Annotated in this window: 16 protein-coding genes and 1 pseudogene; 8 read left to right on the forward strand and 9 right to left on the reverse strand. The window is 68.3% G+C overall.

Annotation, left to right across the window (positions count from 1 at the left end; genetic code table 11):
- The 3 genes and pseudogenes from VB739_RS13865 to VB739_RS13875 form a co-directional block, all read left to right on the forward strand.
- Positions 1 to 602: pseudogene (locus VB739_RS13865) on the forward strand (glycosyl hydrolase family 3); the annotation flags it as partial.
- A gap of 53 nt (positions 603 to 655) precedes the next feature.
- Positions 656 to 1,849 (forward strand): glycosyltransferase, encoded by a 1,194-nt coding sequence (locus VB739_RS13870; protein ID WP_323357633.1) that lies wholly within the window; start codon positions 656 to 658, stop codon positions 1,847 to 1,849.
- A 5-nt stretch (positions 1,850 to 1,854) separates the two neighbouring features.
- Positions 1,855 to 2,652, forward strand: coding sequence for a uroporphyrinogen-III synthase (locus VB739_RS13875; protein WP_416233340.1), 798 nt, complete (start codon positions 1,855 to 1,857; stop codon positions 2,650 to 2,652).
- Here the strand turns inward: VB739_RS13875 and VB739_RS13880 are convergent.
- The 3 genes from VB739_RS13880 to zds form a co-directional block, all read right to left on the reverse strand.
- Positions 2,636 to 3,001, reverse strand: coding sequence for a hypothetical protein (locus VB739_RS13880; RefSeq protein WP_323357635.1), 366 nt, complete (start codon positions 2,999 to 3,001; stop codon positions 2,636 to 2,638). The two genes, VB739_RS13875 and VB739_RS13880, sit on opposite strands and share 17 nt — an antisense overlap.
- 139 nt (positions 3,002 to 3,140) lie before the next feature.
- On the reverse strand, positions 3,141 to 3,575 hold the full coding sequence (locus VB739_RS13885; RefSeq protein ID WP_323357636.1) for an SRPBCC family protein: 435 nt from the start codon (positions 3,573 to 3,575) through the stop codon (positions 3,141 to 3,143).
- 10 nt (positions 3,576 to 3,585) lie between these two features.
- Positions 3,586 to 5,061 carry a 9,9'-di-cis-zeta-carotene desaturase gene (gene zds, locus VB739_RS13890; RefSeq protein WP_323357637.1) on the reverse strand — a complete coding sequence of 492 codons (1,476 nt, stop codon included), beginning with the start codon at positions 5,059 to 5,061 and terminating at the stop codon, positions 3,586 to 3,588.
- A gap of 128 nt (positions 5,062 to 5,189) precedes the next feature.
- Here zds and VB739_RS13895 point away from each other — a divergent pair, with 128 nt between their 5' ends.
- Positions 5,190 to 5,618, forward strand: a complete 429-nt coding sequence (locus VB739_RS13895) for an iron-sulfur cluster assembly accessory protein (protein ID WP_323357638.1) — start codon at positions 5,190 to 5,192, stop codon at positions 5,616 to 5,618.
- Positions 5,619 to 5,694: 76 nt separating this feature from the next.
- Positions 5,695 to 6,111 carry a tetratricopeptide repeat protein gene (locus tag VB739_RS13900; protein ID WP_259726055.1) on the forward strand — a complete coding sequence of 139 codons (417 nt, stop codon included), beginning with the start codon at positions 5,695 to 5,697 and terminating at the stop codon, positions 6,109 to 6,111.
- Here VB739_RS13900 and VB739_RS13905 read toward each other — a convergent pair.
- The gene (locus VB739_RS13905; RefSeq protein WP_323357639.1) at positions 6,104 to 7,324 is read right to left on the reverse strand and encodes a lipid-A-disaccharide synthase-related protein; all 1,221 of its coding nucleotides are present in this window, start codon (positions 7,322 to 7,324) and stop codon (positions 6,104 to 6,106) included. The genes VB739_RS13900 and VB739_RS13905 overlap by 8 nt on opposite strands.
- A gap of 68 nt (positions 7,325 to 7,392) precedes the next feature.
- Between VB739_RS13905 and VB739_RS13910 the strand changes: the two genes are divergently transcribed.
- On the forward strand, positions 7,393 to 7,653 hold the full coding sequence (locus tag VB739_RS13910) for a hypothetical protein (RefSeq protein ID WP_323357640.1): 261 nt from the start codon (positions 7,393 to 7,395) through the stop codon (positions 7,651 to 7,653).
- On the opposite strand, the gene VB739_RS13915 is transcribed toward VB739_RS13910, so the two are convergent.
- Positions 7,610 to 8,545 carry a TIGR01777 family oxidoreductase gene (locus VB739_RS13915; RefSeq protein ID WP_323357641.1) on the reverse strand — a complete coding sequence of 312 codons (936 nt, stop codon included), beginning with the start codon at positions 8,543 to 8,545 and terminating at the stop codon, positions 7,610 to 7,612. The genes VB739_RS13910 and VB739_RS13915 overlap by 44 nt on opposite strands.
- A 77-nt stretch (positions 8,546 to 8,622) precedes the next feature.
- Here VB739_RS13915 and ndhO point away from each other — a divergent pair, with 77 nt between their 5' ends.
- Complete coding sequence (gene ndhO, locus VB739_RS13920; protein ID WP_323357642.1) at positions 8,623 to 8,868, forward strand: NAD(P)H-quinone oxidoreductase subunit O; 246 nt, start codon at positions 8,623 to 8,625, stop codon at positions 8,866 to 8,868.
- Here the strand turns inward: ndhO and VB739_RS13925 are convergent.
- The 4 genes from VB739_RS13925 to VB739_RS13940 all read right to left on the reverse strand — a co-directional run bounded on the left by VB739_RS13925 (position 8,865) and on the right by VB739_RS13940 (position 15,420).
- Positions 8,865 to 9,563: a J domain-containing protein gene (locus tag VB739_RS13925; protein WP_323357643.1), complete on the reverse strand. Its 699-nt coding sequence runs from the start codon at positions 9,561 to 9,563 to the stop codon at positions 8,865 to 8,867. The two genes, ndhO and VB739_RS13925, sit on opposite strands and share 4 nt — an antisense overlap.
- Before the next feature lie 113 nt (positions 9,564 to 9,676).
- Complete coding sequence (locus VB739_RS13930; protein ID WP_323357644.1) at positions 9,677 to 11,446, reverse strand: iron uptake porin; 1,770 nt, start codon at positions 11,444 to 11,446, stop codon at positions 9,677 to 9,679.
- Between the two features lie 260 nt (positions 11,447 to 11,706).
- Positions 11,707 to 13,464 carry an iron uptake porin gene (locus VB739_RS13935; protein WP_323357645.1) on the reverse strand — a complete coding sequence of 586 codons (1,758 nt, stop codon included), beginning with the start codon at positions 13,462 to 13,464 and terminating at the stop codon, positions 11,707 to 11,709.
- A gap of 213 nt (positions 13,465 to 13,677) precedes the next feature.
- A complete protein-coding gene (locus VB739_RS13940; RefSeq protein ID WP_323357646.1) occupies positions 13,678 to 15,420 on the reverse strand; it encodes an iron uptake porin in 1,743 nt (580 codons plus the stop codon).
- Between the two features lie 127 nt (positions 15,421 to 15,547).
- Here VB739_RS13940 and VB739_RS13945 point away from each other — a divergent pair.
- Positions 15,548 to 16,880 (forward strand): ArnT family glycosyltransferase (locus tag VB739_RS13945; protein WP_323357647.1); only part of this gene is annotated, 1,333 nt, incomplete at its 3' end.

The raw sequence follows: 16,880 nt of genomic DNA on the forward strand, positions 1-16,880 counted from the left end.
CCGCCAGCGATGACCCCAGCGCCGCTGCCCCCCTGGGCCAGCTCAGCAATGGTCCCTCCGCCGCCGACCAGGCCCTGGCGCTGGAGCTGGTGCAACGCAGCCTGGAGCTGCAGGGACAGGGCCCGGTGCGCGGCGGCCCCGGGGTGAACCTGATCCGGCTCGACAACAGCCTGGGCTGCCCCTTCCTGACGGCGGGCGCTCCGGCCCTGGCCCTGCCGGCGGCCGCAGGATGGCGGCCCTGCCTGATCGACGGCCAGGGGCCCTCCCCCTGGAGCGGCGATGGGGAGGCCCCCCTGGCTCTGGAGCGGCTGGGCGAGGGTCCGGTGCTGCTGCAGCTGTTCGTGCGCGGCAACCCGTTCCGCGGTCGGGCCGACGGCCCGGATCCCTGGCCGGCGGTGATCCACCAACTGCAGGCCGCCGGCCGACTGGCGGGCCTGGCCGTGTACGGCAGCCCCTATGCCTGGCAGGCCCTGCAGCCGCTGCTGAAGCCCGGCGTGCCGGCCGCCTGGTCCCCGGGCCAGATGGCCCTGGCCCAGGGCGAACTGCTGGGGCGCCTCGGCTTCGGTCCGAAGCCGGCGACGGCGGTGGACTTCACCGACTGACCCCTCACCGGCACTTAGCCTCCTGGCACGACCGTCCTGCCCCGCAGCGTCCGATGCTGAGCCTGTCGATGATCGTGCGCAACGAAGCGGAGCGGCTGGAGCGCTGCCTGCATTCGGTGGCCGGCTTCGTCGACGAGATGGTGGTGGTGGACACCGGATCCGACGACGGCACCGCAGCCATCGCCGCCAGCTGCGGCGCCAGCGTGCACCATCTGGAATGGCCAGGGGACTTCGCCCCTGCCCGCAACCACGCCCTGGATCTGGTGCGGGGCGACTGGGTGCTGGTGCTGGATGCCGACGAGTGGCTGCGGCCCGAAGCACGCGCGCCGCTGCGCGCCCTGATGGAGCCGCCGCAGGCGCTGCTGATCAACCTGCTGCGCCAGGAAGTGGGGGCCGCCCAGTCCCCTTTCTCCAGCGTCAGCCGCCTGTTCCGCCGCCATGCCGCGATCCGCTGGAGCCGCCGGTACCACGCCATGGTCGACGACAGCGTGGCCGCGCTGCTGGAACGGGAGCCCCACTGGCAGGTGCTGGCCTGCGCGGAACCGGCCCTGGTGCACGAGGGCTACCGCCCGGACCTGCTGGCGGCCTCCGGCAAGGCCGCACGCCTGCGCCAGGCCATGGAGGCGGAGCTGGCTGCCCGGCCCGGCGACCCCTACAGCTGCGCCAAGCTCGGCGCCCTCGAGGTGAGCCAGGGCGATCACGCCAGGGGCATCGCCCTGCTGGAGGAGGGTTTGGCCCGGGTCGGGGCCGGATCGCCTGCCGAGCGCTACGAGCTGTTGCTCCATCTCGCCATCGCCCGCAGCCCTGGGGAGCCCGCCGCCGCCGCCGCGCTCTACCGCCAGGCCCTGGAGGTGCCCGTGGAGGAGCGACTGACCCTGGGGGCCCGGCTCAACCTCGGGGCCCTGTTGTTGCGCCAGGGGGCCCTGGAGGAAGCGGCGGCCCTGACGGCGGACGTGACCCGGCTCTGCCCGGAGCTTCCCCTGGCCTGGTTCAATCTGGGCCTGATCGAACGCCAGCGGGGCCGCCTGCCGGAGGCGATCGCCGCCTACCGGCAGGCCCTGGCCCTGGCACCGCAGCAGGCCGACGCCCAGCGCAACCTGGCGGCCGCCCTGCTGCTGGCCGGCGACATCCCCGGGGCCCGGGATGGGTTCCGCCGGGCGATCGCCCTGCTGGAACGCCAGGGCCAACCGCAGCAGGCCCTCGCCTTGGCCCAACAGGCCGGGGCGCTCGTCCGGCTGGACGCCTGATGGACATGCCGCTGCCACTGGCGGGCCGCACCGTCGCCGTGACCCGGGCCGAAACCCAGCTGGGAGCTGCCCGCCAGCTGTTTGAGCAGGCCGGCGCCAGCGTCATTGACTTGCCAGCCCTGGTGATCGGTCCACCCGATCTCTGGGGCCCCCTCGACGATGCCCTGGCGGAACTGGATCAATTCCACTGGATCGTCTTCTCCAGCGCCAACGGAGTGGACGCCGTGGAGCAGCGGCTGCTGCGGCAGGGAACCTGCCTGGCCCGCAGGCCCAGGGGTGTCCGGCTGGCGGCGGTGGGGCGCAAGACCGCCCAGACGCTGGAGGGCCTGGGAGCCCCCGCCGATTTCGTGCCCCCGGCCTTCGTGGCCGACAGCCTGATCGAGCACTTCCCCGTGTCGGGCTGGGGGCAACGGCTGCTGCTGCCGCGGGTGCAGAGCGGCGGTCGCACACTGCTGGCCGAAGCCTTTGCCGCCGCCGGCGCCCGGGTGGTGGAAGTGGCCGCCTACGAGACGCGCTGTCCGGCGGGGCTGCCCACCGGGGCCCTGCAGGCCCTCGAGCGGCGCGGGCTGGATGCGATCACGTTCAGCAGCGGCAAGACGGTGGAGCACACGGTCCAGCTGCTGGCCGGCAGCTTCGGCGACGCCTGGATCCAGCAGCTGGAGGGGGTGCAGGTGATCTCGATCGGCCCCCAGACAAGTCAGCGCTGCATGGAGCGGCTCGGACGGGTGGATGGGGAAGCGGATCCCCACGACCTGGAGGGCCTGGTGGCGGCCTGCAGCCTGGCCCTCAGAGGTCGACCTTGACCTTGCGACTGCCGCTTTGCAGGATCAGCTGACCGTTGGCCACATCCACCGCAGCCACGCTCCAGCCGGAGGGCAGCAGATCGGTGTTGCGGCCACCCCGGTCGCCCCGGCGCAGGCTGCCGCTGAGTTGCTTGTAGGTCACCACCGCTTCGCGCTGGCCACCACTGTCGATCACGCCGGTGACGCGGAAGTCCTGCAGAAAGGCCGGGGGGGGGAGCGCCGCTGCCGTCCCTCCGCCGGTCGCCGCGGCAGAACCAGGGACCATCTCCGGCACCAGGGATCCGAAGGGATCCTTGCGACCGATGGGGAAGGCCGCCACCACCTGCTGGGAGGTGGGCAGTGGGGTCAACCCCGCCGGGACCGCCCCAGGCACCGTTGCAGGAGGGGCCGGCCTGGGGGGCGCCGGTGGTGGTGGCGCTTGCACCGTGGGGGCAGCAGCGCATCCGGCAAGCAGTAAGGGCACCAGGGCGGCGAGGCCGAAACGGCCGTTATCCCTTTTCGACCAGGTCGCGGAATCGGTCAAGGTTGGCCTGCAATTCTCTGGTGACGATGCCACCCATGATGGTGGGTTCCATCAGGGGCGCAAGCACACCAGGGAGTTCATAGCTCACCGTGAGCTTGACGGCGGTGAGGTCGGGCCCGAGGGGGTAAAAGCGGACGGCCCCTTTTGTCGGCAGGCCACCCACCGATTCCCAATGCAGCCTCTGGGAATCGACCCGCTCGGTGATCCGGGCTTTCCAGTGGAAACGGAAGCCCTGGGCCGCCAGCGTCCAGTCCGTGAGGTCAGGGTCGTCGAGGGAGACGACCGATTCGATCCAGCGCATCCAGCGGGGCATGGCCTCCAGATCGCTCCACACCTCCCAGACCCGGGCCACGGGGGCCTGGATCTCGGTGGTGACACTGTGCTCAAGCCATTTGCCCATGGTTGTGCTCCTAGGCCACCGCCGCGCAGGTGGCCAGCGCCACGGGTTGGTTCAGGATCGCTGCGGCCGCGAGCCTGCCGCTCATCGTGGCTCCCTCCATCGAGTCGATGTAGTCCTGGCGGGTGTAACTCCCGGCGAGAAAGAAATTGGCCACGGGGGTGCGCTGGTCGGGGCGGAACGGCTCCATGCCGGGGGCTTCCCGGTAGAGCGATTGGGCCAGTTTCACCACGTTGCTCCAGACGAGCTGCAACCCCGCGGCGGAGGGAAACAATTCACGCACCTGGCGATCGGTGTGGGCGACGATCTCCTCGGTTTTCAACGGGATCCATGGATCACCCGGGGTGAGCACGCATTGGAGCAGGGAGCCCAACCCCTCGCGTCGGTAATCGACCGGGCTGGCCAGGGCCAGATCGGCGAAACAGCTGAAGTCGGCATCAGCCGTGTACAGCAGGTTGTCGAGACCGGCCGGGCGGCTCAGATCGGCGCGGCGGGCCTGGGCTCCGGCCCCATCGCCCAATTCGGTCACCCAGCCGTCGTAACGCAGCTGCACGGTGGCCACCGGCACGGTTTCCAGCCGGTCGATGGCGGCGAACTCGGGGAAACGGCGCCAGGCCTGGGGCAGCAGCCGCTGGGCTCCGGGCACATCACAGGCGGCCAGGTAGGCGTCGGCCTCCACCCGCTTCTCTCCTTCCGGGGTGCCCAGCACCAGGGAGGTGACGACGGTCTGGCCGTTGCGCTCCTCGTGGCGGATCTCGCTGACCCGGTGGCGCAGGTGCAGGCGGCCCCCCCTCGCCTGGATGTAGTCCAGGATCGGACCGGTCAGCCAGCGGTGGGGCGAGCCCTTGAGAAGGTTGAGCTTGGAGGCCTCCGTTCTGGAGGCGAACATCATGAAGATGGTGAGCATGCAGCGGGCCGAGATGGCCTCGCAGTCGATGAATCCCAGGGCATAGGCGATCGGGTTCCACAGCCTCTTGAGGCTCCTGGGGCTACCGCCATGGCTCAGGAACCACTGCTGGAAGCTGATCGCATCCAGCGAGCGGATCACCGTCATGGCCCCGTCGTAATCGATCAGGCCCCGGACGATCGGGCTGGTGCCGAGCGCCAGGGCATTGCGCAGTTTGTCGATCCAGTCGAGCTGGGACGTGGTGAAGAAGGCCTTGAGGCCGTTGAACGGAGCCCCCACGGGAAAGCGGAAATCCAGGGACCGCAGATCGCCGCCACGGTTGACGAACAGGTGCCAGTGCTCCTTGGCCAGGAGGTTGTCGAAGGCACCCACCTTGCGCATCAGGGCGAAAAGGTTGGCGTAGTTGAAAAAGAAGACGTGCAGGCCCATCTCGATGTGGTTCCCGTCGGGGTCCACCCAGCTGCCGACCTTGCCGCCCATGAAAGGACGGGATTCGTACAGGTCCACCGCATGACCGGCATCGACCAGATCGACGGCCGCACTCAGACCGGCCAGACCCGCACCCACGATGGCGACCCGCACCCTTGGATTCCCGTGAAGGTCCCGACTCTATGGACCGGAGCCTACCCACGGCGGAAGGATCTCCATAGAGTGGTCTCTCACCGCGTCGTCCGGCGGCCCGTCCTTCCCATCCGACCCCCTTGCGCCCGATGAGCAGCCCCGTCCAGACCCCCAGCGCCGCTCCTGCGGCCGATGCCGCAGCCACTGTCTCCGCCACGGCCGGTGTGGATGGCAAAGGCATCCTGATCACCGAACCTGCCATGCGCCAGCTCGGCACCCTGATGGCCTCCCAGGGGGGCGACAAGGTGCTGCGGGTGGGCGTGCGCTCCGGTGGCTGCAGCGGCATGAGCTACACCATGGACTTCATCGACGGCGGCGGGATCCTGGCCGACGACGAGACCTACACCTATGAACCGGCCGGAGCTCCGAGCTTCCGGGTGGTCTGCGATCCCAAGAGCCTGCTGTACATCTACGGCATGCAGCTGGATTTCTCCTCGGCCCTGATCGGCGGCGGCTTCAACTTCACCAATCCCAACGCCTCCCAGACCTGCGGCTGCGGCAGCTCCTTCGCCGTCTGAGGCCTGGCCCGGCGGTGGCGCCACGGCCCCGTGGCGTGGGAGTCTGACGATCCCCACCCAGCCCCCCCCCGCCGCCATGACGGCCCAGCAGGACTCTCGCTTCGACCAGGCCATCGCCCGCTACCAGCAGGGGGCGGCGCCGGAGGATCTGATCGATGAGTTCCTGCAGATCACGGCCCAGGAACCGCGCCAGTCGGCGGGCTGGACCTGTCTGGCCTGGTTGCAATTGCTGCTCGACCAACCCCAGGCGGCGCTGCCCTCGGCTCGCAACGCGGTAAAACTCAATCCGCAGGACCCCCAGGCCCGCATCAACCTGAGCGTGGCGATGCTGGAGACCGGCGCCAAGGGGGTGCGGGAGCACATCGACGTGGTCAAGCGCGTGATGCTGATGGCCCCAGAGCTGGCGGGCGAACTGCAGGGCTCGATTGCCGATGGCCTGCAGCGGCGGCCGGGCTGGCAGGCCCTGGAGAAGGTGAAGGCCTGGCTCAGCTGAGCGCCAGGCCCTCGGCGAGGGTCTCCAGCACGGTTTCAGCGATGCGCCGCGAGCCCCCCGGCGGTCCGACCCGCTCCAGGGCCGCCTGCGCGCAGCGATCCGGCAGGCCGGCATCGGCCAGCAGGCGCAGGATCAGCCCCGCGGCCTCCTGAAGCGCGACGCTGTCGGCCGGACGCCGCCCCACGGTGTGGACCGTGGGTCCCAGCAGCCGCATCTGCGATTCGGCGAAGGCGTAGCTGAACTGGGGACCGCGTCCCACCAACTGCACCACCGGCAGTCCGAACCCCACCGCCTGCTCCACAGCGGTGCCGGCCATGCCCACCACCAGATCACTGGCGGCCAGAATCGACGCCAGGGCACCCGGCAGCAGCCGCACCTCCAGATGGCCGGAGGCGGAGCGGAGCACACCATCGGCCAGGTGCCAGCCGACGGACGCGGCCAGGGGTTCCAGTTCCTTCCAGTGGGGGCTCTCCACCACGGCAACGAGGAAGCGCCAGCGCCCATCCCCGGCCAGGCCCCCCAGCTGGCCGCAGAGCCGCAGCATCAGCACCAGGTTGTGCAGCGCCTCCGGGAAGCGGCTGCCGGGCACCAGCGCCAGGGTTCGGGTGCCCTCCTGGCGGGCCACCTGGCCCGGGTCAGGGGGAGGCATGTCCATGATCGGATACCCACGGAACAGGGCCTTGGCCAGGCCCTGGGCCTGGAGGTCGCGGGCGCTGAAGGCATCGCGGGTCAGCACCACCCGCACCCGCCGGCGGCGGCAGCACCAGCGGGTGAGGGCCGAGAGACGCAGCCGGCCCTCGTAAAAGCTCGAAGTGGAAACCAGGAACACCACCGTCGGGCGCCCGGTGAGCAGGGCGAAGACCAGGGGGACGTGGTCGCCGATGCTCACCACCAGGTCGTAGTGGCGTCCCTGGCGCCAGGCCGTCCAGAGCTGGGCCGCGCTCTGCTGCAGCCAGCCGGCCGCCAGATCCTTCCAGATGTTGAGGCCCTGGTACACCATGCCTCCGGACGGCAGGGTTCGGCCCTGGTACAGGAGCGGCAGGCCCCGGCGTCCGTAGGCCGAGCCGGCGCCGACGATCGGCAGGGCGGCCAGTTCCAGCCCAGGAGAACACTGGCGCAGACCGTCCGCAATCAACCCCCCATTGAGATCCTCCCCATGACCGTTGCTGATCAGCAGGATCCTGGGAGCAGGGGAAAGGGGCACACGGGACACCAAGTCCGGTCGAGTTTAGGTTTGGGCACACCCGGGATTCCCGCCCCCTCCGGGCTCACCCCAACGGCATGAGCACCCCCGCCACGGGCCCCGCCGCCCAGCTGCGCCGCGTGATCGACATCGTTCTGGTGGCCGACGTGTTTCTCGTGCTGGCTGGAGCCCTGTTCTTCGCCGTGGCGGTGGTGCTGCATGGCCGGCAGCTCGACGCCCCCCTGGCACTCTTCCAGCGGCTGTGGCAACCGTTGTTCACCCCGGCCATCGGCCTGCTGATGGCGGCGGCGCTGCTCAGCGGTGCCCTGGGCTGGTGGCAGCGGCGAGGGCAGCGCTGAGGTCGGTGAACTGGAAATGGAAGCCCTGGGCCAGCAAGCGCTCGGGCTTCACCTGCTGCCCCTCCAGCACCACCTTGGCGCCATCCCCGAGCAGCAGTTGCAGCAGGGGGCCCGGCACGGGCAGCAGGCTGGGCCGGCCGAGGACCCGGCCCAGGGTGGAGGCGAAGATTGCCATCCGGGTGGGCTCGGGGGCCACGGCGTTGTAGGGGCCGGCGTAGGCGTCGTCCTCCAGGGCGGTGGCGATCAGCCGGCAGAGATCGTGGCGCTGGATCCAGCTCATCCATTGCTGGCCGCTGCCCACCGGCCCGCCGAAGCCGGCCCGGAACACGGGCAGCATCTTGCCGAGGGCGCCGCCGTCGGGACCGAGGACGATGCCGATCCGCAGCACCACGACGCGGCAGGCCTCGGGGGCGACCTGGGTGGCCGCTTCCCAGCGGGCGCAGAGACGGCCGAGGAAATCATCGCCCGGCGGGCTGGCTTCCGTGAAGCACCCGTCCAGGCTGGTGCCGTAGTAACCGACGGCCGATCCGCTCACCAGCACCGAGGGAGGCTTGGCCAGGTTCGCCATCGCCCGCACCAGCTGCGTCGTGGTGACCAGGCGGCTGTCCAGCAGGCGCTGGCGGTAGGCGGGGGTCCAGCGCTGGTCGGCGATCGACTCTCCGGCCAGGTTGACCACCCCATCGGCCGCTGCCAGCGCCTCAAGCAAGGGGGGCTGGCTCCAGCTGGCCGGTTCGGCCAGATCAAGGCAGAGGTTGGTGATTCTTGGATCAGCCGCTTCGCTGTCAGGCCGGGGCCGGCGGCTCACCAGGGTGAGCTGGTGGCCGAGGTTGAGCAGGAAGGGAACCAGCTCCCGGCCAACGAAACCCGTGCATCCGAGCAGAAGCAAGCGCATGCCCACGGGTCCATCGGAGTCCAGTGCCGAGGTTAGGTTCCGGCGGCCCTAACCTGGGCTGACCATTCCTCTCCACGATGGTTGACTCCGCGCCTGCCGCTGCACCGAGCCTCAAGAAGGGTGCCCTGGTGAGGGTGAACAGAACGGCCTACACCGGCAGCCTGGAGGCCGGCGCCAGTGATCCGGTGGCCCCTGGCTACCTGTTCGAGGGGCCCGGGGAGATCCTCGCCATCCAGGGGGGGTACGCCCAGCTGCGCTGGCGCCGGCCCGTACCCGACGTGTGGCTGCGGCTCGACCAGCTCGAGGCGATGCCCGGCGCCTAGAGCTCCACCCGGCGCCGTTCCTCCTTCAGCCGGCTGCGGCGCTGCCTGGCCTCACGCAGCATCTCCTTGCCGTCATGGAGGTAGCTGTCCACGTAACCCATGGTGTAGCGCTCCAGCTCCACCAGGGCATCCTGCACCTGGCTGAGGCAGTGGTACAGGCTGAGACCGAAACCCCTGGCCGCCGCCGGGCAGGCCCGGGACCGATACAGCGCCTCCACTTTCTCCATCCGCAAGCGGCTCTGCTCGAGGAAGGCACAGAAGGCCTCCATCAGGTCGTCGTCGTAGGGGTCGGCCGCCAGGGAGCGCAACTGGGCCGGAAAGGGGTTGATCACCTGGCCGATCAACCGGTCGATCGGCACATACACCTGCTGGAGCCAGCCCAGCAGCTCCTCGTCACGGGCCGCCCCCGCACCCCGGTGGCGGCCCGCCGGTGCCCCCTTGCCTGTCGTCCCTGAACCTGCCGCCGCGGTGCGCGCCGGAGAGCCAAGGCCGGCACCGTGGTCGTAATGGCGGCGACGGTCGCCGTCCCGGAGCACTTCCCAGGCGGCATTGAGGGCCAGGATCGTGCGCTGATCACCGCCGGCATCCGGGTGATGCCGTTTGACGAGGGCGCGGTAGGCGGCCTTGATCTCGTCGGTGGTGGCCCCAGGCGGGACCCCCAGGGTGGCGTAGTGGTCGGCTGGGGTCCTGGCCATGCGCGGCAAGCGCCGTCTGGACCCAGCATCGCCGATGGGCCAGGCCGATGGCGCACAAAAAAAGCCCCCCTCGAAAGGGGGGCAGGAGGGTTGTGAGGAAGGTGAAGGAAGAATCAGAACTTGAACTGGGTCTGAATCAGGCCGCCGAGCACGCTGCTCGACTGGCCAGCGGTGGTGAACTGACCGTTGGGGCGGCTCAGATAGAACAGGGCCGGGGTCACGCTGATGTTGTCGGTGACCTGGAACTTATACCACCACTCCCAGGCGAAGTTGCCGTCCTGGGGGGTCTCGCCATTGCGCAGCGAGGTGGCGAACACCGGCTGACCCACGGCCATACCGGCCTGGTTGCCCTTGATGAACACGTCGGACCACTGCAGGCCCACGCTCCAGGACTGGCTGGCGCCGCGGTTGGCCGACTGGTTGAACGTGGGGACCGTGGCAAACGTCGGCACCCTCACCGACGACCTTCCGACACGCAGGGTTGCGGTCTGGGGATTCAATTCAGGCTGGGTCATGGCGTTGTAACCCCAGCCCAGGTTGATGGAGGGGATCCAACCGCTCTTCTTGGGCTGCCACGCGAAGGTGGTGGCGAAGTTGTTGGAGTAGGAGGCGCTGGTACCGAAGTTCTCCGAACCCAGGAAGTTGTTGGTGATGTTCGGGCAGTCGACCGCCGGCTGGGCGAAGGAGGTGCCGCGGCGGAAGTTCTGGCCGCACTGCACGTAGCTCCAGGCGAAGGCGAAGCGCCACTGCTTGCCAGCCACACCGGCCTGGGTGGTCCAGGTGCCGCGGCTGCGCTCACCCAGCAGGCCGCCTTGGTTGGGGTTGCCGTTGTCGCCTCTGGGGGCGACATAGGCCGTGGAGATCGCAAAGTAGGGCTTGCCCTTCTTCACGTTCTGCTTCCACATCAGGCCGAAGGTGGCTCCGGTGGCTTTGTTGTAGGTGCCGGGTGCACCGTGGAGGGAGAAAACGTCGAGAAGCTCCGATTTGTAGAACCAGGGCGTGATCGCGAGGAATTCGGTGTTCCGGGCCCGGGCGCCGATCAGGGCAGTGAAGTCGCGGCCGATGGGGAAGCGGTAGTAGAGACGGTCGATGTTGACGACGTCAGCACCACCGGCGGGCGAGAAGGCGCGATCCAGCGCCATCAGGTTGTACGGCTGGCCGCCGAAGGGGCTGTTGTTGAAGTTGCCGCTGCGCAGACGGGTGTAGAGCAGATCCTTTCCAGTGAAGCTGGTGAGGAAGTTGAGACGCAGGTCGTAGTTGAAGACCGTGGCGCCCCAGTTGCGCCGGTTGTTGGCGGGGAAGGCGTTGGCCGCGCCAGCGGGGACGCCGACGGCGGGATTCGGAAGGCCCTGGTTGCCACCGAAGGAGTTGGAGCCGATCACGAAGACCGCATCACCCTGCAGCTTGGTGGTGGTGGAGAACTGGGTGGCTTCCAGCTCACCCACCTTGGCCTCCAGGCCATCCACCCGGCCGCGCAGCACGGCAAGTTCCTTCTCGAACTCGTCCATCAGGCGCTTGAGCTCGTCGGTCACTTCGGTGATCCGGTCGAGACAGGCGTTCAGCAGGGCCGCCGCTTCGTAGCGGGTCATGGCCTGGCCACCTTTGAAGGTGCCGTTGGGGTAACCGGCAACGCAGCCGTAGCGCTCGATCAGGTTCGAGAGGGCCTGGAAGGCCCAGTCAGTGGGCTTGACGTCGGAGAACTGGTTGACGCTCGTCACCTGGTTCTGGGCTTCCCAGGCCTTGAAGCTGTCGATGTTCTGCTGATCCATGTAAGTGGAGATCTCAGCCCTCTGGGAGGGGGAGATCTCACCGGCGGACGCCGCAAGCGGAGCAAGCAGCCCAAGGGCTACCGGCGCCAGCAGAAGTTGCTGGAAGGGTTTCATTGGTCCTCACACCAAAAAGAGGAATCCCCGCGAGGGGGACGGCGCAAAGGTATAGGAATCCCTGCCAGGAGCCCAAAGGCAGCAGCACACCGGCTGGTATTGCAGCTGACATGGACGCCCAGATGATCCTTGCCGTCGGGGAAATGGGTGGCGGAGAAAAGAGAAGGACAGGGCAAGGAACAGACGGGGCGGGCGTTGCCAGCACCTGGGAGCGGAGAAAGCCCCCCGCGAAGGGGGGCCCAATGGGGGACCCCGAAAGATCAGAACTTGAACTGGGTCTGAATCAGGCCGCCGAGCACGCTGCTCGACTGGCCGGCGGTGGTGAACTGGCCGTTGGGTCGGCTCAGATAGAACAGGGCCGGGGTCACGCTGATGTTGTCGGTGACCTGGAACTTGTACCACCACTCCCAGACGACGTTGCCGTCCTGGGGGGTCTCGCCGTTGCGCAGCGAGGTGGTGAACACCGGCTGGCCCACCGCCATGCCGGCCTCGTTGCCCTTGGCGAACACATCGGACCATTGCAGGCCCACGCTCCAGGACTGGCTGGCACCCCGGTTGGCCGACTGGTTGAAGGTCGGCACCGTATCGCGCACCGGCACGTTGATGCCGTTGACCCTGGCGAGGACGGGATTCAGCTGGGGCTGGGTCATGGCGTTGTACCCCCAGCCCAGGTTGATGGAGGGGATCCAGCCACTCTTCTTGGGCTGCCACGCGAAGGTGGTGGCGAAGTTGTTGGAGTACGAGGCGCTGGTGCCGAAGTTCTCCGAACCCAGGAAGTTGTTGGTGATGCTGGTGCAGCCGACGGCCGGCTGGGCGAAGGAGGTGCCGCGCCGGAAGTTCTGGCCGCACTGGACGTAGCTCCAGGCGACGGCGAAACGCCAGTTCTTGCCTGCCACGCCGGCCTGGGTGGTCCAGGTGCCGCGGCTGCGCTCGTTCAACAGACCGCCCTGGTTGGGGTTGCCGTTGTCGGCGACGGGGGCGACGTAGGCCGTGGAGACCGCGAAGTAAGGCTTGCCCTTTGGAACGTTCTGCTTCCACATCAGGCCGAAGGTGGAACCGGTGGCCTTGTTGTAGGCCCCCGGGGCACCGTGCAGGGTGAAGACGTCGAGGATCTCGGACTTGTAGAACCAGGGGGAAATGGCCAGGAACTCGGTCGCCCGGGCCTTCGGGCCGATCATGGCGGTGAAGTCACGGCCGATCGGGAAGCGGTAGTAGAGACGGTCGATGTTGACGACGTCGGCCCCGGCCGTGGGCGCCGTGAGCTTGTCCAGCGCCATCAGGTTGTAAGGCTGGCCGTTGAAGGGGCTGTTGTTGGCATTGCCGCTGCGCAGCCGGGTGTAGAGCAGGTCCTTGCCGGTGAAGCTGGTGAGGAAGTTGAGACGCACGTCGTAGTTGAAGACCGTGGCGCCCCAGTTGCGCCGGTTGTTGGCGGGGAAGGCGTTGGCCGCCGCCGCGGGCACGCCCAGGGCCGGATTCGGAAGGCTCTGGTTGCCACCAAAGCTGTTGGCGCCGATCACGAAGGTGGCTTCGCCCTGCAACTTGGTGGTGGTGGAGAACTGGGTGGCCTCCAGCTCACCCACCTTGGACTCCAGGCCGTCCACCCGGCCGCGCAGCACGGCAAGTTCCTTCTCGAACTCGGCCATCAGGCGCTTCAGCTCGTCGGTCACCTCGGTGATCCGGTCGAGGCAGGCGTTCAGCAGGGCGGCCGCCTCGAACCGGGTCATGGCCTGGCCGCCTTTGACGGTGCCGTTGGGGTAGCCGGCAACGCAGCCGTAGCGCTCGATCAGGTTCGAGAGGGCCTGGAAGGCCCAATCGGTGGGCTTGACGTCGGAGAACTGGTTGATGCTGGTGACCTGGTTCTGGGATTTCCAGGCCTTGAAGCTGTCGATGCTCTGCTGCTCCATGTAGGTGGAGATCTCCGCCCCCTGGGAGGGGGAGATCTCGCCGGCGGAAGCCGCCAGAGGCGACAGCAGGCCAAGGGCCACCGGCGCCAGCAGAAGTTTCGGAAAGGGTTGCATTGGTCCTCACACCAAAAAGAGGAATCCCCGCAAGGGGAGGCCAAAAAATATCGGTGGCAGCCGGAGCGAAAATGAAATCGGTCAAGGACAGGGGTAACAACAGGAACATCGGCCTGTGCCAGAGCCCTGGACTTGGAAAACAGAAAAAAGCCCGGCTGCAGTGCAGCCGGGCCAATGAGAGGACAGTTTGTGAGGGGAGTTGATCCTGAAGGATCAGAACTTGAAGGTGGTCTTGATGAAGCCGCCGAAGTTGTTGAAATCGGTACCATTGGTTCCGATGGCGCCAACGTTCTTGGAGACTTGACCCAACGGAGCGCTCAGGTAGTAGAGCGCCGGGGTCACGCTGATGTTGTCGGTGACCTGGAACTTGTACCACCACTCCCAGGCGTAGTTGCCATCAACGATGGCGGTGGCGGCGGCGGGACCCCCGAAGACGGTGTTGCCACCGCTGACTGCTGTCAGGAAGGTGGGCTGGCCGACGGCCATACCGGCTGCGTTGCCCTTGATGAACACGTCATCCCACTGCAGACCCACGTACCAGGACTGGCTGGTGGCGTTGGTGATGCCGGTGGTGGAGACGAGTCCCCCGTCCACGAAGTTGGTGCCGTTGAACTGGTTGCGGTTGATGCCCCAGCCGGTGCTGATCGAGGGGATCCAGCCGGAGTTGCTGGGCTGCCAGTAGGCGCTGATGCCCACCGAGTTGGTGGCATTCGAGTTCACGAAGAGCGCGTTGGCCAGAGGCGTGGCGTTGCCGCCATAGGTACCGGCACCACCCGAGGAGTAGGTGTAGGCCGCCGCGATGCCCCAGTTGGAGCCGGTGTAAGCCACCTGAGCCGTACCCGTCTGGGCGGAGCAGGCGTTGCCGATGCCACCGCAGTTGGCGGTGCCAGCGATCGGATTGCCGGAGTCACCGTTGGCGGAAACGTAGTTGGCGCTGATGCTGAAGCCGCCGCTCTTCCACCACAGACCACCACCAGCACCCAGGTTGAGGCTGTAGGTACCGGGAGCACCGGCGTAGGTGAAGATGTCGAGGACGGTGTCAGCCGGGTAGGCGGACGGCCAGACGGCGAGCATGTCGTCCTGACGGACCCGACCACCGATGGTGGCGGTGAAGCTGCTACCCAGGGGGAACTGGTAGAAGAGGCGGTTGATGGCGACCACGTCACCGCAGTCGACGCCAAGGCCGCAGAATTCTTCGAAGCCGGCTTCGGTGGCGTTCAGGCCAACGGTGGGACCACCGAAGGGAGAGTCGGCGAAGTTACCGGCCCGCAGGCGGGTGCGCAGCAGGTCCTTGCCGGTGAAGCTGGTGTCGAAGTTGAGCTGGATGTCGTAGTTGAACGCCGTGGCGCCCTGGGTCCGACGGGCTTGGTTCGCCCAGGTGTTGGCATCAAGCAGGCCGAAGGGGGTGAGGGACCCTGGGACAAAGACGGGGACGCCGGTGACAGCCGAAGCGAGGGGGCTCACCTGGGCGTTACCGCCATAGCTGTTGGCGCCGATGATGAAGGTGGCCTTACCGGTCAGCTTGGTGGTGGTGGAGAACTGGGTGGCTTCCAGCTCACCCACCTTGGCCTCCAGGCCATCCACACGGCCGCGCAGCACGGCGAGTTCCTTTTCGAACTCGGCCATCAGGCGCTTGAGCTCGTCGGTCACTTCAGTGATCCGGTCGAGGCAGGCGTTCAGCAGGGCCGCCGCTTCATAGCGGGTCATGGCCTGGCCGCCTTTGTAGGTGCCGTTCGGGTAGCCGGCGACGCAGCCGTAGCGCTCGATCAGGTTCGAGAGCGCCTGGAAGGCCCAGTCCGTGGGCTTGACGTCGGAAAACTGGTTGATGCTGGTGACTTGCTCTTCGGCGGCGTACTTGTTGACGCCGTCGATGTTGAGCTCAGCTGCCTGGACCGCCACGGGGGCGAGCAGGCCGAGAGCTGCGGGAGCAACCAGCAGTTGCTGGAAAAGTTTCATGGGTTCCTCACACGGAAGCGGCGCAATGCGCCAGACGCACAATCACCCAGGGGGACCTGCCCATCCAGTGACCATGTGCCAGAAAACACAACGTCCGGTACCCGGGGGTGCTGCCAGAGTGCCGCCCATGAAGGCCCTTTGGGCAACGCTGCCCTTCCTGCCCCTGTTGCTCACGGCAGCGCCGCGCAGCTTCCTGGCCCACGACGAGGGCTACTACGCCCTGCAGGCCCGCTGGATTGCCCAGAGCGGCCAGTGGCTGGCTCCGCCCTGGTGGGACCAGGTCATCTTCGATCGCACCATCGGCCTGCCCTGGCTGATCGCCGCGGCCTACCGACTGCTGGGCCTGGCCCCCTGGGTGGCCCATGTGCCGTCGTTGGTGGCCGCCGTGGCCTCCCTGATTCTCAGCGCGGCCCTCGCCAGGAGGCTGCTGGGGGGTGAAGGCGCCGGCTGGCTCGCCGCGGCGGTGCTGGCGCTCACCCCCCTCTGGCTCGACTACGCCCACCTCGCCAGCCAGGACATGCCGCTGCTGGCCCTGGAGCTGCTGGGAATCCTGGCCCTGCTGCGGGCCGGCGACACCCCCAAACGGCACTGGGCGCTGCTGGCCGGGGCCTGGATCGGCCCGGCCGTCCTGATCAAGGGCTTCATGGTGGCGCTGCCGGTGCTGGCCCTGCTGCCCTTCGCCCTGCTGGAGCGCCGTCCCGTGCTGCGGCGGTCCGCCTTCTGGCTCGGCTTCGCCCTCGGCTGGCTGCCGGTGGCGCTGTGGCTGGGCCTGAGCCTGCGGGTGCTGGGCCTGCCGGTGGTGGCAGGCCTGTGGCAGAAGCTGCTCTACCTCTCGGAGAGCGACGTCTACAGCGCCGGTCCGCTCTATTACCTGTGGAACCTGCCGGCCAACACCGTCCCCTGGAGCCTGTTCGCCCTGGCCGGCTGGCGCGGCTGGCTAGCCGCACCGCTGGAGCGGACCCAGCGCCTGCTGCTGCTCCTCTATCCGTTGCTGATGCTGCTGCTGCTCAGCGCCTTCCGCACCAAGACCCCTTACTACGGCTTGCAGCTCACCCCCTTCATCGCCCTGGCGGCCTCCGCTGGCCTGCGTTCCTGGAGCAGCGGATCTGGCTGGGACGCCCGCTGGGTCCGCCTGGGCACGGGTGGCCTGGGACTGGCTCTCCTGCTGGTGGCGGCGGTGGTGCTCTGGCCAGGGGCGCCGGCGGGCCGACTCGTGGCCAATGCGGTGGCCAGCCTCGCGCCGACACCGGGACAGTTCGCCCTGGCGGCGCTGGGCCTGGGTCTGGCCTGGGCCCTGGTGCCCTTGTGTCGCCGAAGCTCCCACCGACTGGGGGCCCTGCTGATCGGTCCTTGGCTGGCCCTGGTCGTTCTGGTCCAGGCCGGGCTATTCACCGACAGAAGCCCCCTGCAGCGCCAGGCCCTGGCGCGCCCTGGGGCGGCGCAGGCGCTCGCGGCTGGGC

Origin of the sequence: Cyanobium gracile UHCC 0281 (genome assembly GCF_034931305.1) — a bacterium.
Lineage (GTDB): Bacteria > Cyanobacteriota > Cyanobacteriia > PCC-6307 > Cyanobiaceae > Cyanobium > Cyanobium gracile_A.

What these genes read in the sequence shown, in the direction of transcription:
- VB739_RS13870 (WP_323357633.1), top strand. Translation starts at nt 656, where the DNA reads ATGCTGAGCCTGTCGATGATCGTGCGCAACGAAGCGGAGCGGCTGGAG.
- VB739_RS13875 (WP_416233340.1), top strand. Translation starts at nt 1,855, where the DNA reads ATGCCGCTGCCACTGGCGGGCCGCACCGTCGCCGTGACCCGGGCCGAA.
- VB739_RS13885 (WP_323357636.1), bottom strand. Translation starts at nt 3,575, where the DNA reads ATGGGCAAATGGCTTGAGCACAGTGTCACCACCGAGATCCAGGCCCCC.
- VB739_RS13895 (WP_323357638.1), top strand. Translation starts at nt 5,190, where the DNA reads ATGAGCAGCCCCGTCCAGACCCCCAGCGCCGCTCCTGCGGCCGATGCC.
- VB739_RS13900 (WP_259726055.1), top strand. Translation starts at nt 5,695, where the DNA reads ATGACGGCCCAGCAGGACTCTCGCTTCGACCAGGCCATCGCCCGCTAC.
- VB739_RS13910 (WP_323357640.1), top strand. Translation starts at nt 7,393, where the DNA reads ATGAGCACCCCCGCCACGGGCCCCGCCGCCCAGCTGCGCCGCGTGATC.
- VB739_RS13915 (WP_323357641.1), bottom strand. Translation starts at nt 8,545, where the DNA reads ATGCGCTTGCTTCTGCTCGGATGCACGGGTTTCGTTGGCCGGGAGCTG.
- ndhO (WP_323357642.1), top strand. Translation starts at nt 8,623, where the DNA reads ATGGTTGACTCCGCGCCTGCCGCTGCACCGAGCCTCAAGAAGGGTGCC.
- VB739_RS13925 (WP_323357643.1), bottom strand. Translation starts at nt 9,563, where the DNA reads ATGGCCAGGACCCCAGCCGACCACTACGCCACCCTGGGGGTCCCGCCT.
- VB739_RS13930 (WP_323357644.1), bottom strand. Translation starts at nt 11,446, where the DNA reads ATGAAACCCTTCCAGCAACTTCTGCTGGCGCCGGTAGCCCTTGGGCTG.
- VB739_RS13935 (WP_323357645.1), bottom strand. Translation starts at nt 13,464, where the DNA reads ATGCAACCCTTTCCGAAACTTCTGCTGGCGCCGGTGGCCCTTGGCCTG.
- VB739_RS13940 (WP_323357646.1), bottom strand. Translation starts at nt 15,420, where the DNA reads ATGAAACTTTTCCAGCAACTGCTGGTTGCTCCCGCAGCTCTCGGCCTG.